The organism is Pseudomonas sp. ML2-2023-6 (assembly GCF_037055265.1).
Taxonomy (GTDB): Bacteria; Pseudomonadota; Gammaproteobacteria; order Pseudomonadales; family Pseudomonadaceae; genus Aquipseudomonas; species Aquipseudomonas kulmbachensis.
In genome coordinates this window covers 3,077,118-3,092,572 of the sequence record NZ_CP146347.1, presented here as the reverse complement: position 1 = coordinate 3,092,572, position 15,455 = coordinate 3,077,118, and the positions used below count along the sequence as shown (strand labels likewise).

The window sequence follows — 15,455 nt, the reverse complement described above, 5'->3', positions numbered from 1 at the left end:
ATCAAGTCAAACAAACGGGTCTGCATTGGGCAGGCCCAGTTGCACAAGGCCATAACTACGACGGTAAGCCGCCTCGTTATTGGCGATATGCCCGCGTGCCTGGTGCAGATCGCGGAAGAAACGCGCCACCGGGTTGGTGTTGTACAAGCCCGAAGCCGCCATGCAACGCAGCAAGTCGCTGACTCGGTCGGCGCACACATTGGTCACATGGGACGACTGGTAGCGATACAGCAGGCGGGTCTCAACATCCGGGTATTCTCCGGCGCCAGCCAGCGCCAGCAGGTGTCCGTAGTTGCGCATCAGCACCAGTTTGAGCGAGTCGACAGTAATGATGGCTTCGGCCACGACGGCCTGGGCAGCCGGGTCTTCGGCAGTTTTGGCACCGTGCTTGCCGATGTGTTTTGCCGCGTTGTCACGGAACTCGTTGATTGCCCCTTGCAGCGCGCCCAGGGCCGAAGTCGATACGGCGCGGGCAAACACCTGGGCAAACGGGATGGAGTACATCGGGTTGGTATTGACCAGGCGCCCCGGTGTGGCTTCGATGCTGTAGTTGTTGGTGCGCTGTACCCGATGGGCCGGGACAAACGCATCTTCCACGACGATGTCGTGACTGCCGCTGCCGCGCAGGCCCACGACGTCCCAGTTCTGCTCAATGCGATAGTCGCTGGCCGGGATCAGGAAAGTGCCATGTTCGGTGGGGCCGGTTTCGTCTTGCGGCACGATGCCGCCGAGCAGGCACCACTGCGCATGCTGGCTGCCGCTGGAGAAACCCCAGCGCCCGCTGACCTGATAACCGCCCTTGACCGGCGTGACCTTGGCCACCGGCATATAGGTCGAAGCCACCAGTACTGAGCTGTCTTCGCCCCAGACATCGCGCTGGGCCTCGACCGGGTAACGCGCCAGTTGCCACGGATGCACGCCCACGACCCCAAAAACCCAGGCGGTGGACATGCAGCCTTCGGCCAGGGTCATCTGAATTTCAAAGAAGGTGCGCAGGTCGACTTCATGCCCGCCCCACATCTTCGGTTGCAGGGCACGAAATAAACCGGCTTCTTGCATATCGCGCACGGTTTCATCGGGCAGTTTGCAGTCCTTGTCCGCCTGGGCTGAACGGCTTTTGAGCGCAGGAATCAGATTGCGTGCGCGTTGCAGCAGCTCAAGCTCAATCGGACTTTTCTCTCGTAGCTGATCCATCCGTGTGTTCTCCGTCAGTCTCTCGCTGCGCGAATGCGCGGGCGGTGTATGACGGATAATCCCGCCAGGCGGGATGTGGATCATCGTCAAAGTGGACTAGTCGGGATATCGCGGGGAGGCTGGCTATCACCACAACCCTCTCCCAAAGAGAGAGGGCTCGGGTGAGGATGCCTTTAAAGTACTGGCAACTTCGCGAAAGGACGATCCAGCTCGATCTGTGCCCCCAGGCGCAGCAACACGTCTTCCCCACCCAGCGGCCCGGTGAACATCATGCCGATGGGCAGGCCGTTGTCGCTCATGCCGACCGGCAAGGACAGCGCCGGTTGCCCGCTGACGTTGGCCAGCACGGTAAAAGACGCGCTGCCCATGGCGTTGTGGGCATAGCTCTCCCAGGGCTGATTGAGGCTCAACAGGCCCAGATCCGGAGTGACGTTGGCTGTCACCGGCGACAGGATCACGTCGTACTTCTGAAACTGATCTTCCATGTAGCCGCCGATGCTTTCGAACGATTGACGCGCCCGGTACAAGCCCTCCCCGGTGACCTTTTGCGCATTGCCCAACACTACCTGAGTGATGCGCTCGTAGTCGTCGGCTGTGGCGCTGCGGCCCAGCACTTGTTCGCGGTCGTGAACCATCGTCAGTAACGCATCGCCAATTACCGAACCGTGGGCACCGAACAACTGTCGCGGGTCGATGTTGAGTCGCAGTTCTTCCACTTCATGCCCCTGCGCTGCCAGGCGTTTGGCCGTATCGTCGAGCACCCTGACTACGGCGGGGTCCAGCGGTGCGCCGGTCAACGAGTCGCGCACTACGCCGATACGCAAACGACCGGGCGCAGTGCTCAGCCCTTCGACATAGGGCCGGACCAGTGGTTTGGCCCAATACGGGCTGCCAGCCTCATGCCCCTGCCCGACATCCAGGAACAACGCCATATCGCGCACATTACGCGACACCACGTTAGCCACGCTGGCACCAAACCAGCCTTCATATTTACCCGGCCCGCTGGGGGTGCGGTAGCGCGTCGGCTTAAGCCCGACCAGGCCGCAATAGGACGCCGGTATACGGATCGAGCCGCCACCGTCAGTGGCATGGGCCACCGGCACAATACCTGCGGCAACGGCCGAAGCCGCACCACCGGACGAGCCACCTGCGCTCTTGGCCAGGTTCCACGGGTTGCGGGTTTGCCCCCACAGCAGTGACTCAGTGGTGGTGGTCAGGCCGAATTCCGGGCAAGTGGTTTTGCCAAACGGCACGGCACCGGCCGCCTGATAGCGCGCAATCAGGGTGCTGGTGTGAGGTGCTGGCGGCGCATCCTTGTACAGGCGGCAACCGTTGGTGGTACGGGTGCCTTCAAGGTAGGTATTGAGGTCCTTGATCAGGATCGGCACCCCGGCCAGCGCGCCAGTGCTCGATGCGCCACTGGCGCGCCGGGCCTTGAGCAGCGCGTTGGCGTATTCGTCATGACGCATATTGACGGCGTTGACCTTGGGGTTGACCGCATCGCAACGGGCCATCGCCGCTGCAAGCAGGTTCTCCGGGCTCAGCTCGCCCTTTTGCACGGCGCGGGCCATATCCGTGGCATCCATCGCCCCGTACTCGGCGGGCGAGATCCCGGTGCCGCTGGTGGCATTGGCAAAGCGCCCCAACAGACCGGCCCCCACAGCCAGGGCGCCTGCCTTGAGTACGTGACGACGCTGCCAGCCAGTAGGTTCTTCAGGTGTTTCAACAGGGTTTTGCAAGGTCAATCTCCAGAACATATCTTGTTTTTATTGAGGACTTACACACGGTGGGAGCGAGCCTGCTCGCGAAGGTTACGACGCAATAGAAGTCTTCGCGAGCAGGCTCGCTCCCACAGGGCAGCCGTTTTTCAGTCGGCCGTTACCATCGATTGCATGGTCGGCAAAAAATGCTCGCCATAGGGCGGCAGGAGGCCCCATTCGCGGCGCGGATCATGGGTTGGGGCTTTGTAAACACTGCGCATGTGGCTGAACTCAAGAAACCCTTCGCGGCCATGGTAGTGCCCCATGCCAGAGGCGCCTATCCCGCCAAACGGTGCATCGTGCAAAGCTGCGTGCATCATCACATCGTTGATGCTCACACCACCGGAAATGGTGTTTTGCAGCACATGACGCTGCTCCTCTTCACTTTGGCCAAAATAGTACAGCGCCAGCGGACGCTCCCTGGAGTGGATGTCATCCAGCGCTGACTGAAGTTGCTCATAGGGCAGCACCACCAGCGCCGGGCCGAAAATTTCTTCGCGCATGACCTGGCTGTCGCAGGGCGGGTTGATCACCACTTGTAATGGCCGCCGACGTGAACCGGCATCGGCCTCAAGCGCCTGCGGATAGCTTTCGACCCGGGCACCACGCGCGCGGGCGTCTTGCACATAACCTTCTACACGCTGCAAATGCCTGGCGTTGACCACCGCCACCACATCCGGGTTGTCTTGGGTGGTGGGCAATAGCTCACTGTAGGCCGCACCCAGCAGGTCGATAAAATCTTCCATCTGCTCTCGCGGCACGTACACCAGGTCCGGGTTGATACAGATTTGCCCGCCGTTATTGGCCTTGGCCACCGCAATGCTGAAGGCTGCCTTGCTCATGTCAGCGCTGCGGGAAATGATCACCGGGGACTTTCCCCCAAGCTCAAGAGTCAACGGCACCAGATTCTCTGCGGCATTGCGCATCACCGAGCGTGCTACCGCGGTACTGCCAGTGAACACCAGATGATCAAAAGGCTGCGCAGTAAACACCTGCGCCAGTTCGGCATCACCGGTCACCAGAGCAATTTCCAGCGGGTCGAACCACTCGGCAAAAGCCTGGGCCAACACCTGAGCGGTACGTGGCACCACTTCCGAGGGTTTGAGAATGGCCCGGTTGCCCGCCGCCAATACGCACGCCAGAGGGCTGAGCAAGGTAAACAGCGGTGCATTCCAGGTGCCAAGAATGCCGATGGTGCCTTTGGGTTGATGCATCACCCAGGCTTTGGCGCCCATTTGGTCATAGGGTGAAAACACTTGGCGTGGCTCGTCTTCAACCCAGTGCTCAAGATGATCGCGCGCATATTTGAGCGATGCCAGCGAGCCCAGTACATCATTCATCAACGAAAAACCCTGGGGTCGGCCGCCAAAATCTGCATCCATAGCCTCGATCAGCGGCTGCTGGTAGCTCACCAGCAGTTCTATCACGCGCTGGATCCGCGCCCGGCGCAGCTCTGCGCTGACGGGCCCGGCCGCGACAAAGGCCTGTTTCTGCGCCGCCAACAGGCTGGGCAGCTGTTCTGGAGCAGTGCTGCTGAACGTCATGGATGAGTCCTCTGATACACCGGTTCGATGAGCCGACGCTAGCGAACTGCGCCCCGGAATGCCTCGTCCAATCGGACGATAATCGGCTGGATTCGTTAGTCCATTAAGACGATGTAGCACCCTGCGCCGAGGGGAATACTGCCAGCACGAAAATCCAATCCATGAGGTTCGTCATGGCAATGCAAAGCAGTTTCGATCCGCAGGCATTCCGTACCGCGCTGGGCACCTTCACCACCGGGGTGACGATCATCACCACCCAGGCTGAAGACGGCTCTCCCATCGGCATTACCGCCAACAGTTTCAATTCGGTGTCGCTCAACCCGCCGCTGGTGCTGTGGAGTCTGGCCAAGTCCGCTCGCAGCCTGCCGGTATTCAGTTCCGGCAAGCACTGGAACGTGCATGTGCTGTCGACCGAGCAGGAGCCTCTGTCTGGGCGCTTTGCGATGCAGGGCGAGAACAAATTCGCCGAGATTGAACTCGACAACGGGATCAGCGAAGCGCCGCTGCTACAAGACTGTACCGCCCGCTTCCAGTGCCGCACCGCCTTTCAATATGAAGGCGGCGATCATGTGATTTTTGTTGGCGAAGTGCTCGCCTTCGATCACAGCGACCGTGCCCCGCTGGCCTTTCAGAGCGGCCAATACGCACTGGCGACCCGCAAACCACGCAGCGAGTTGCGCTTGGCAACCACCCCGCCACCGCCGGAGTGCAGCTACACCGAGGACTTGCTCGGGTATTTGTTGGGTCGCGCTCATTACCAGTTGCTCGATGCCCTGCATCGCCTGCTGAGCAACCAGAAACTGGACGAGCATGCATTTTTTATCCTCTCGGTGCTGTGCATCCGCGACAACCTGACCCTCAACGAAATCAACACCTTCGTCAGCTACACCGGGCATGTGGTCAGCGTGGCGAGCATGCGTTTTCTCGAGAAGCAGAACCTGGTCGCCCTCGAAGGCAGCCAGCAAGATCCGTGCTATGTACTGACCGCCACCGGCCGCGAAGCTTCGCTGCAACAATTGGCGCTGGCCAAGGCGGTGGAAGAGAACGTGTCGGCCAAACTCGGCCCCGGGGATGCCCAGGCCCTCAAGGTGCTGCTCAAGCGCTTGATTGCCGCCAGTGATCCCGGTTTGCCTGATCTGTGGGCGCCCCGCTAAGTCTTTAGCCAAAAAGGAACAGGACCCCTTATGAACATTATTCAGCGCTTCAACCTGACCGGTAGCGTGGCCGTGATCACCGGCGGCGGACGCGGCATTGGCCGTGGAATCGCCTTGGCCTACGCCGAAGCAGGCGCCGATGTGGTACTAGCAGCCCGCACCCTGAGCGACGTTGAAGGCGTGGCCGAAGAAGTACGTGCCCTTGGCCGCCGGGCCCTGGCCCTGACCTGCGATGTGAATGACAGCGAGCAGCGCAGCGCGCTGGTTACCCAAGCCCGTGAGCAGATGGGGCGCATCACCCATCTGGTGAATAACGCTGGCGGCGCCGGCCCTAATGATCCGCTGACACTGAGTGTTGAACGCTTTGAAGAAATCATGCGCTTCAACGTGTCTTCGGCCTATCACCTGAGCCAGCTGTGTGTGCCGCATATGCGCGAGGCAGGTAACGGCAACATTATCAATATCACCTCGGGTGCGGCGCGTTATGCGCAAACCCAATTCAGCGCCTACGGCACCGCCAAGGCTGCGCTGAGCCATATGACCCGCTTGCTGGCCCAGGATTTCGCACCACTGGTGCGGGTCAATGCGATTGCTCCTGGCCCGGTCCTGACCGACGCCCTGAACCGCGTCCTGCCGGTGGCCATGCGCGAAGGCATGATCAAGGCAACCCCGCTGCAAAGTCTGGGCGAAGTTGAAGATATCGCCGCCGCTGCGCTGTACCTGGCCACCCCGGCTTCGCGCTGGGTCACCGGCAAGATCCTGGAAGTGGACGGCGGCGCCGAATCGAGCGTTTGGCCGGGCTAATCCAGCACACATAACAACTGTGGGAGCGGGCTTGCTCGCGATCGCATCAATGCGGTTTATCAGATAGACCGCGTCGCCTGCATAGCGAGCAAGCCCGCTCCCACAAAGGGATTGGGTTTTAGAGAGAGCGTATTAATGGACACACAGTTGATTGAAGCCCTGGGCGATGAGTTGTTTCACGCCTTGCGCGAGCGCCGCAGCCTTGCGCCCCTGACCCAGCGCTACCCGGACTTGACCCTGGAAACCGCCTACCGGATTTCACTGCGCTTTTTGCAGCGCCGCCAAGCCCTGGGCGAACAGGTAATCGGCAAAAAGATCGGCGTCACCAGCCGTGCCGTGCAAGAGATGCTCGATGTGCATCAACCCGACTTCGGCTTTTTAACCGATCGCATGCAAGTGGCTGACAACAGCGATGTGAGCTTTGCCGCCAACCATCTGGTTCAACCACGAGCCGAAGGCGAAATCGCTTTTATTCTTGGCGAAGATTTGCACGGTCCCGGCATTACTGCCGAGGACGTGATGGCCGCCAGTCAATGGGTGGTGCCGTGTTTCGAGATTGTCGACTCGCGCATCGCCGACTGGAAAATCCGCATCCAGGACACTGTGGCCGACAACGCTTCGTGTGGCGTGTTTGCCCTCGGCGAGCAGCGCATCAACCCCCGTGAGCTGGACCTGGCCAAGGTCGAACTGCACCTGCTGAAAAACGGCCTGCCCGCCGGTAACGGTTTTGGCTCTGCAGTCCAGGGCCACCCCTGCGAGGCCGTAGCCTGGCTGGCCAACACCCTGGGCAAGTTCGACATCCCGTTTCGCAAGGGTGAAATCATCCTTTCCGGTGCTCTGGCGCCGCTGGTGCCGGTGCAACCCGGCGATGAGGTCAGCCTGACCCTCAGCGGCCTGGGCTCGGCCCGACTGCGCTTTGTGTCCTAAACCCCGTTCGAGACCTTTCCCATGACCAAAAAGATCAAATGCGCCCTGATCGGGCCGGGCAATATCGGCACCGACCTGCTCTACAAGTTGCTGCGCAGCGACGTGCTGGAGCCGGTCTGGATGGTAGGCATCGATGCCACGTCCGAAGGCCTGAGCCGTGCCCGCGAAATGGGCTTGAAAACCACCAGTGACGGGGTCGACGGTCTGCTGCCGCACGTGCTGGCGGACAATATCCAGATCGCCTTCGATGCTACATCGGCTTATGTCCATGCCGAGAACAGCCGCAAACTCAACGAGCTGGGCGTGCTGATGATCGACCTCACCCCCGCTGCCATTGGCCCGTACTGCGTGCCACCGGTCAATCTCAAGGCCAACCTCAAGCGCGGCGCGATGAACGTCAATATGGTCACCTGCGGCGGCCAGGCGACCATTCCGCTGGTAGCTGCAGTAAGCAGCGTACAACCCGTGGCTTACGCCGAGATCGTGGCCACAGCAGCGTCCAAGTCAGTCGGCCCGGGCACACGTAAAAATATCGACGAATTTACCCGCACCACCGCCAGCGCCATCGAGCAGGTAGGCGGCGCGAAAAAAGGCAAGGCGATCATTATCGTCAATCCGGCCGAACCACCGCTGATCATGCGCGACACCGTGCATTGCCTGACTGAAACCGAGCCGGATCAGGCCGCGATCAGCCTGGCCATTGCCAACATGATCGAGCAAGTACAGCAGTACGTTCCAGGCTACAAGCTGGTGAACGGGCCGGTGTTTGACGGCAATCGAGTGTCGATCTTTATGGAGGTCGAAGGCCTGGGCGACTACCTGCCCAAGTACGCCGGCAACCTCGACATCATGACCGCCGCCGCTGCGCGCACTGCCGAGATGTTCGCCGAGGAAATCCTCAAGGGCGAGCTGCAACTCAAGGCATCTAACCCTCAACCTGCCCTCGCTTAAGGAACCGACCATGGATCTTCGCGGCAAAAAAATCACCGTGCATGACATGTGCCTGCGCGACGGCATGCACCCCAAGCGTCACCAGATCAGCCTGCAACAGATGAAAGACATCGCCTGTGGCCTGGACGCTGCTGGTGTGCCACTGATTGAAGTCACCCACGGCGATGGCCTGGGCGGCAGCTCGGTGAACTACGGCTTCCCGGCGCATACCGATGAGCAGTATCTGTCGGCGGTAATCCCGATGATGAAGCAGGCCAAGGTCTCGGCCCTGCTGTTGCCCGGGATCGGCACCGTGGATCACCTGCAAATGGCTTATGAGCTGGGGGTCAACACGATCCGAGTCGCCACCCATTGCACCGAGGCCGATGTTTCGGAGCAGCACATTTCCTATGCACGCAAGCTGGGTATGGACACCGTGGGCTTTCTGATGATGGCCCATATGAACAGCCCTGAAGGGCTGGTCACGCAGGGCAAGCTGATGGAGAGCTTCGGCGCCAACTGCGTTTACCTCACCGACTCGGCCGGTTACATGCTGCCCCACGACATCAAGGCCCGCGTAGCAGCCTTGCGTGAAGCGCTGCACCCGGACACCGAAATCGGCTTTCACGGCCATCACAACCTGTCGATGGGCGTGTCCAACTCCATAGCCGCCATCGAAGCCGGGGCGACGCGGATTGACGCCGCTGCTGCCGGGCTGGGCGCCGGTGCGGGCAACACACCGATGGAAATTCTGGTGGCGGTGTGTGACCGCATGGGCATTGAAACCGGAGTCAGTGTGTTCGGCATTCAAGATGTCGCCGAAGACCTGGTGGTGCCGATCATGGACTTCCCGATCCGCAGCGATCGCGATGCCCTGACCATGGGTTACGCCGGGGTATATGGCTCGTTCCTGCTGTTCGCCAAACGCGCCGAGAAAAAATACGGTGTACCGGCCCGCGAAATCCTGGTGGAGATGGGTCGTCGCGGCATGGTTGGCGGTCAGGAAGACATGATCGAAGACACCGCTATGACCCTGGCCCGTCAGCGGGCCTGAGGCTTTGCTCCTTGCCAAAGGCGCTGACCGGGTCAGCGCCTTTGGTGTTTTTATCTGACAGGAAATCAACCATGCCCAATGCTCAGGTCGGCTGGCGCAGCCATGCTTTGCTGTTATTGCTGGCGGCCATGTTTGCCGACAACTTTGTCGGTCGCCAGATTTTGGCGGTGATGATTGAGCCGATCAAAGCAGAATTCGGGGTCAGCGACACAGCGATGGGGCTGATTTCCGGTCTGGCCTTTGCTGGGGTCTACGCCCTGCTCGCCTTGCCTGCTGGGCGCCTGGCCGATCGTATGTCGCGCACCCGTTTGCTGGCGATGGCCTGCCTGTTATGGGCCGTCGCAACCATGGTTTGCGGTCTGGCGGTGAGCTTCTGGATGCTGGCCTTGGCACGTATGGCGGTTGCGGTCAGCGAGTCGCCGACCACCTCGGCGTCAATGTCGATCATTGCCGATTTATACCCGCCCCATCGGCGCTCGTTTGCCATCAGTTGCTTCACTGCGGCACCGACCTTCTCCGCGGTTATTGGCCTCAGCCTCGGCGCGTGGGTCGTCGAGCACTATGGCTGGCGCACGGCATTTATCGTGATCGGCATGCCCGCATTGTTGTTTTCCACGCTGCTGGCCTTTGTCGTAAAAGACCCGACCCGGGGCCGCTGGGATCTGGCCAGCGCCCATGCTGCACACCCGCTGCAAAGCATGGGCAGCGAGGCGCGCAATCTCTGGGCCCTGCCCGCCTACCGCTGCCTGGTCATGGCGGGTGGCCTGACTACGCTGGGCTCCTATGCTATCGGCATGTGGAACACCAGCTTCCTGGTGCGCTCCCACGGTTTGTCGCTACAACATGCGGGGCTGCTGGCCGGTTTTATCTGTGGCGGGTTTGCCGGGATCGGCGCGTTGTTCAGCGGCTGGTTAAGCGACCACCTGACCCCGCGCAATCCGCACTGGCAAGTCGGGATCCCGGTGATTGGCCATGTAGCGGCACTCAGTGCGCTGTTCGCCTACCTGCTGTGGCCCAACACGGTGTGGACGCAATTGGGCAGCGTGCCCATCCCCAGCTCAATGCTGTGGTGTGCGTTCTACAGTTTTTTTGCGGTGTGGTGGGTGGCGCCGTCTTACAACCTGGTCACGCAACTGGTCCCGGCCAACCGCCGAGGTACGGCGATGGCCTTGCAGACCATTATCTCGACACTCCTGGGGGTCGGGGTCGGGCCATTGCTGGCCGGTCTGTTCAGTGATGCCCTGCAACCAACCTTCGGCGTTGAGTCGCTGCGCTATGCGTTACTGCTGGTAAGCCTGCCGGTGGCGGGTGCGATCGTGCTGCTGATCCGCACCTCCAGCCATGCCGCGCAAACCCACTATTTGCCTGCAGAACGTGCCGCGTAGTCATCGACAAATTTGCGGGTCAGCTCATAAGACGACAGCTCAGCCGTGCGGCCGGGACTCAGGGCAAAACCCTGGCCTGCCCACAGATTGATAAAGTCCCCAGAGCCTGCGGGCTCTGACTTGGCCTTGAGTGGCAGCAACACACCGCCGGCCAGTGGAAAGGCTGGCGCCTGGGGATTGATCGGGCCCAGTTCGCGCATCACTCGATTGACGATGCCGCGAGCGGGTCGGCCGGTAAACAGGTTGGTCAGCGCCGTGTCGCTGGAACCCGCTTGGCGCAATGCGCGGTGATGAGGTATGGCCAGCTTGGCCTGCGGGCAAAACAGATACGCGGTGCCGATTTGCACAGCACTGGCACCCAGCGCAAACGCAGCGGCAATACCGCGCGCATCGGCAATACCGCCAGCGGCAATCACCGGCACGGATACCGCATCGACAATTTGCGGGACCAGGGCAAAGGTGCCGATTTGCCGGGTCAGCTCATTGCTCAAGAACATCGCCCGGTGCCCTCCAGCCTCGTAGCCTGTGGCAATGATCGCATCGCAACCGTGGCGTTCAAGCCACTGCGCCTCCTCCACCGTGGTGGCGGAACTGAGGATTTTCGCCCCACAGGCCTTGACCCGAGCCACCAGTTGCGGCGCCGGCAGGCCGAAGTGAAAGCTCACCACAGCCGGGCGCAGCTCCTCGACCAGCTCACACGTAGCCTCGTCAAAAGGCGCCCGGCTCGACACTGGTGTCGGTGCGTCGTAGTCGACGCCAAGCTCGGTGTAATAGGGCTTGAACAGCGACTTCCACTGCAACACTGCCGCTTCATCGTACTCAGGGGACTGATGGCAGAAAAAATTCAGATTGAATAGCTGCTCGCTGCCAGCCCGAAAAGCCGCCACCTCGGCGCGAATCGACTCCAGATTCAACGTGGCGCACGCCAGAGAACCCAAACCACCGGCCCTGGCAACGCCAATCATGATCTCGGCGCCAGCACCCAGCATTGGTGCCTGGATGATGGGATGGGCGATACCCAGCAAATCGATAACACGAGTATCGGGCCAGCGGCTCATGGGGGGCTCTCACGGTCAATGATCGGGAGCTGGATACTAGGGGCGGATTTACGGTTGAGGCAAGCTACATAGTGTTCTCCAGAGACTATGGCGCAAATCCTTGTAGCCGCGGCCAAAGGAACGAGGCTGCGTCCGGCGGCGCAACCGTCGTAGAACCTGGCGCCGAGCATTGCCTGACGCACCGCATAAACTGATTTCTCGACGGCTGCGCCGCCGCACGCAGCCTCGTTCCTTTGGCCGCGGCTACAAGGGTTGCATGTGCCCAAGACTATTTTTTACCCGCCAGCGCCGCGATCAACACCGGATCGTGACCATAGATATCCGGCGCATAGGTCACCTTGCCCTCCTTGTCCGCCTGGGCCGTCCAGTAAGTCATCAGGATCGGCATGGGGTTGGACAGCCTGAATTCGTGGGTCAAGCCGGTGGCCAACAGCTCTTCGGTGCGCGCTTTCTCGGCCGGGGTCACCAGCAAGTCACGCAGCTGGAATACCGATTCGACCCGCACACAACCCGAACTGAAGGCCCGTGGGCCCTTGCTGAATAACGCCTGGCTGGGCGTGTCGTGCAGGTACACCGAGAACGGGTTGGGGAAGCGGATGGCGATTCGTCCCAGCGGGTTTCTCGGCCCGGCACCCTGGCGCAGCAGGATATTGCCCGGGCGGTCCCAGTCAACATCCTGAGCCGCCAGCGGCTGGCCGTTGCTGTCCACTATCTGCAAATCCTGGCGACTGAGGAAAGAAGGATCACGGCGGATCTGCGGCAGTTTGTCTTCGCGAAAAATGGTCGGCGGTATGGTCCAGGTGGGGTTGAGGGTCAGGCGGTTGACCCGGGATTTAAGCAGCGGGGTCTGGCGTTCGGCACGTCCAACCTGGGTACGGGTCTGCCACACAGGCACACCGCCCTGGTAAACGGTCAACTGCGCGGCGGGTACGTTGACCAGCAGGCTGGTAGGCTCGAAGTCTTGCGCCATCCAGCGAAAGCGCTCCAAATTGATACGCAACTGTTCACGCCGCTCTGCTGCCGTGACGTTCAGCTCCTTGAGCGTCCCCGCCCCGATCACCCCATCCGGCTGCAACGAGTGATCAAGCTGAAAGCTCTTCACCGCTGCCACCAGTTCATTGTTGTAGGTGTTATCGATAATCGGCGGCTGATGACTCAGGTAACCTTCGCTGACCAGCCGTTTGGCCAACTCGGACACCCGCGAATCCTGCATCCCTGGACGCAGTAACGGACCACTGGCCAGAGGTTGCCATTGCTCCAGCGGCTGCTGACGCTGGCGGGCATAAACCCGGCGCAGGTTTTGATACATCTCGCTTTGTGGGCGGGCCCGTTCGAAGGCCCCGGGAATGTCTTGCAGGCCTGGACCGGCAAGGGCCAGGATCGCCGCCTGGCGATCTTGCGGCACTTCGCTGGCATGCCAAACCGGCTCAAATCGTGCTTGCGGCAGGCGACCATAGTGCAAATCCTGCAATGCTTGCAGGTACTGCTGGCTGATCTGGATGTCGGCACACAGATCCCGGGTTGCAGGCAATTTGTAGTGATTGGGGTCCAGACCGTCATCCGCCAGTTGTGCCAATGCCCCTTGCAAGGCGCTCAGGCGTCCGGCATCGGTCCATACCGGCTGGTCGTTTTGACCCTGATAAAAAGCCCGCAACAGACTCTGGGTAGACTCATTGACTGGCGGGGCCAGGCTCGGACAAGTCTGGGGCAGTTGGCTGAGCGCCTGTTGCACCGGGTTGGCGGCATCCGATTGTAGGGGATCGGCTACAGCGACCAGTGGCGCAGTCAGTAAGGCAATGCTCAAGTAAAATGCGCGTTTTTTGAACAACTGCTTTACTCCAATCAATGGCCGTCACCTGAAAGGTCAACTGGTTGAGCAGTCACGGCAAACCCACAGGCTAGCATCTAAAACAGGACCGCCAAGTTATCGGCGCAGGATTGCTGGTCTGACCACATCGAGAAAACGCTCCTTATGCTCATCTTTTTACGTCGCTTCTGTTTGGCAGCCATTGCATTGAGTGCAACCTGTAGCACTGCATACGCGGCCAACCCGGTATTACTCAACAAACTCAGCCATGCTGCTCCCGAACTCAACCCACAGGCGCTGAAAAGCGCTCTAAGCGCCATGCAATGCGCGGTCAACAATGGTGCCAAACAAGCACGGCATCTGGCGGTGATCGATTACTCGCAACCTTCAACCGCGCGCCGTCTCTGGATCTTTGACCTGAACCGCAAGACGTTGGTTCTACGCGACCTGGTGGCCCACGGGAAAAAATCCGGCGAGAACTTCGCCACCAGCTTCTCCAACGCAGAAGGCAGCAACCAGTCCAGCCTGGGGCTGTTCAGTACCCGGGAAAGCTATATAGGTAGCCACGGCTATTCGTTGCGCATGGATGGCCTGGAGCCGGGCATCAACGATCAGGCCCGTGAACGTGCGATCGTGATCCACCCCGCCGATTACGTGAACCCGCTGTGGAGCAAGAGCCAGGGCCGCATCGGTCGTAGCCTTGGCTGCCCGGCGGTACGCCCGCAAGTGGCACGTCAAGTGGTCGATAAACTCAAGGACGGCCAGTTCATGTTCGCCTGGTACCCCGACAAGCGCTGGCTGCAATCCTCAGCTTACCTCAACTGCCAGCCACGGCAGGTGGCGAGTATTGTCTCGGCCCGGCATGAAACCATGCCTGGGGGTTGAAAACGCAGGCGCAATACCGGTAGATAGTGCGCACATGTTCAAGGAGATTCACCATGTCCGCTCTGCATCAGACTGCCTGTGTTTATCGCCCCATGACCCGGGCGGATTTGCCCGCGGCCCATGCGCTGTCTTCACAGTTGAACTGGCCCCACAACCCGGAAGACTGGGCCCTGTTGCATCGGACGTTTAAAGGGTTTGTGGCTTGCGCGGATGGGCGTTTGATCGGCACGGCATTCGCTTGCCCCCAAGGCGCGTATGCAACCATTGGCCTGGTGGTGGTCAATCCCGATTATCAGGGCCAGGGTATTGGCCGCCAATTGATGGAGCAGGTGCTCGACGCTTGCCTGCCAGGTGTTGCAATCCTCAACGCCTCGGTTGCCGGAGCGCCGCTCTATCTCAGCCAAGGCTTTGTCGAGTTCGGCACCATTGAGCAGCGCCAAGGCCTGGCGCAAGCGGTGGCACTCGAGCCCCTGGCCGAAGATGAGCAGTGCCGCGCCCTCTGCGCAACAGATCAGGCCCGGCAACTTGCCTTGGCCAATGCAGGCAGTGGACTTGATCGTCACGCCATCTTAGCGCAGTTGCAGGATACGCTCGAACATTCGATCGGCATCGAGCGCGACGGTCAGTTGCAGGCTTTTGCCCTGCTGCGGCGCGCCGGACGCGGTCACTGTATTGGCCCGGTGGTTGCTGAAAACCTCGAACAGGCCAAACACCTGATCGCCAACCTGCTCGCCCGGATTGCCAACCGCTTTGTACGCATCGACGTCCCGGCGGGCAGCGGCCTGAGTGAGTGGCTGACCCTGGCAGGCCTTGAGCCGGTAGACAGTGTGACGCAAATGGCCCTGGGCACGCCCCCGCAACCCGCCGACGGCATGCGCCAGTTCGCCCTCGTTTCGCAGGCCATTGGCTGATACACCGGGTTGCTCGCGATCACATCACCTGCGTTGCAAGCA

13 protein-coding genes are annotated in these 15,455 nt (G+C 60.8%); 8 read left to right on the top strand and 5 right to left on the bottom strand.

The genetic code is table 11. The annotated features are described in order from the left end of the window. Nucleotides 1-6 precede the first annotated feature (6 nt). The 3 genes from V6L79_RS14235 to V6L79_RS14225 form a co-directional block, all read right to left on the bottom strand. Nucleotides 7-1,194 carry an acyl-CoA dehydrogenase family protein gene (locus tag V6L79_RS14235; RefSeq protein ID WP_261742127.1) on the bottom strand — a complete coding sequence of 396 codons (1,188 nt, stop codon included), beginning with the start codon at nt 1,192-1,194 and terminating at the stop codon, nt 7-9. 173 nt (nt 1,195-1,367) lie between these two features. Continuing rightward, nucleotides 1,368-2,951, bottom strand: coding sequence for an amidase (locus V6L79_RS14230; protein ID WP_338579014.1), 1,584 nt, complete (start codon nt 2,949-2,951; stop codon nt 1,368-1,370). 110 nt (nt 2,952-3,061) lie between these two features. Then, nucleotides 3,062-4,498 carry a coniferyl aldehyde dehydrogenase gene (locus V6L79_RS14225; RefSeq protein WP_338579013.1) on the bottom strand — a complete coding sequence of 479 codons (1,437 nt, stop codon included), beginning with the start codon at nt 4,496-4,498 and terminating at the stop codon, nt 3,062-3,064. Between the two features lie 173 nt (nt 4,499-4,671). On the opposite strand from V6L79_RS14225, the gene V6L79_RS14220 reads away from it, so the two are divergent. The 6 genes from V6L79_RS14220 to V6L79_RS14195 all read left to right on the top strand — a co-directional run bounded on the left by V6L79_RS14220 (nt 4,672) and on the right by V6L79_RS14195 (nt 10,752). Next, nucleotides 4,672-5,652 (top strand): flavin reductase, encoded by a 981-nt coding sequence (locus V6L79_RS14220; RefSeq protein ID WP_261742124.1) that lies wholly within the window; start codon nt 4,672-4,674, stop codon nt 5,650-5,652. 30 nt (nt 5,653-5,682) lie between these two features. Beyond that, nucleotides 5,683-6,456 (top strand): glucose 1-dehydrogenase, encoded by a 774-nt coding sequence (locus V6L79_RS14215; protein ID WP_261742123.1) that lies wholly within the window; start codon nt 5,683-5,685, stop codon nt 6,454-6,456. Between the two features lie 135 nt (nt 6,457-6,591). After that, nucleotides 6,592-7,383 carry a fumarylacetoacetate hydrolase family protein gene (locus V6L79_RS14210; RefSeq protein WP_321836395.1) on the top strand — a complete coding sequence of 264 codons (792 nt, stop codon included), beginning with the start codon at nt 6,592-6,594 and terminating at the stop codon, nt 7,381-7,383. Between the two features lie 21 nt (nt 7,384-7,404). Beyond that, nucleotides 7,405-8,334: an acetaldehyde dehydrogenase (acetylating) gene (locus V6L79_RS14205; RefSeq protein ID WP_261742121.1), complete on the top strand. Its 930-nt coding sequence runs from the start codon at nt 7,405-7,407 to the stop codon at nt 8,332-8,334. A gap of 10 nt (nt 8,335-8,344) precedes the next feature. After that, nucleotides 8,345-9,367 (top strand): 4-hydroxy-2-oxovalerate aldolase, encoded by a 1,023-nt coding sequence (gene dmpG, locus V6L79_RS14200; protein WP_321836393.1) that lies wholly within the window; start codon nt 8,345-8,347, stop codon nt 9,365-9,367. A 71-nt stretch (nt 9,368-9,438) separates the two neighbouring features. Beyond that, nucleotides 9,439-10,752: an MFS transporter gene (locus tag V6L79_RS14195; protein ID WP_338579012.1), complete on the top strand. Its 1,314-nt coding sequence runs from the start codon at nt 9,439-9,441 to the stop codon at nt 10,750-10,752. Here the strand turns inward: V6L79_RS14195 and V6L79_RS14190 are convergent. Further along, nucleotides 10,725-11,810 carry a nitronate monooxygenase gene (locus V6L79_RS14190; protein ID WP_338579011.1) on the bottom strand — a complete coding sequence of 362 codons (1,086 nt, stop codon included), beginning with the start codon at nt 11,808-11,810 and terminating at the stop codon, nt 10,725-10,727. The genes V6L79_RS14195 and V6L79_RS14190 overlap by 28 nt on opposite strands. Before the next feature lie 268 nt (nt 11,811-12,078). After that, nucleotides 12,079-13,638 carry a L,D-transpeptidase family protein gene (locus V6L79_RS14185; protein ID WP_321836390.1) on the bottom strand — a complete coding sequence of 520 codons (1,560 nt, stop codon included), beginning with the start codon at nt 13,636-13,638 and terminating at the stop codon, nt 12,079-12,081. Nucleotides 13,639-13,782: 144 nt separating this feature from the next. On the opposite strand from V6L79_RS14185, the gene V6L79_RS14180 reads away from it, so the two are divergent. Then, complete coding sequence (locus V6L79_RS14180) at nt 13,783-14,502, top strand: murein L,D-transpeptidase catalytic domain family protein (protein WP_261742117.1); 720 nt, start codon at nt 13,783-13,785, stop codon at nt 14,500-14,502. Nucleotides 14,503-14,555: 53 nt separating this feature from the next. Further along, nucleotides 14,556-15,413, top strand: coding sequence for a GNAT family N-acetyltransferase (locus tag V6L79_RS14175; protein ID WP_338579010.1), 858 nt, complete (start codon nt 14,556-14,558; stop codon nt 15,411-15,413). Nucleotides 15,414-15,455 lie beyond the last annotated feature (42 nt).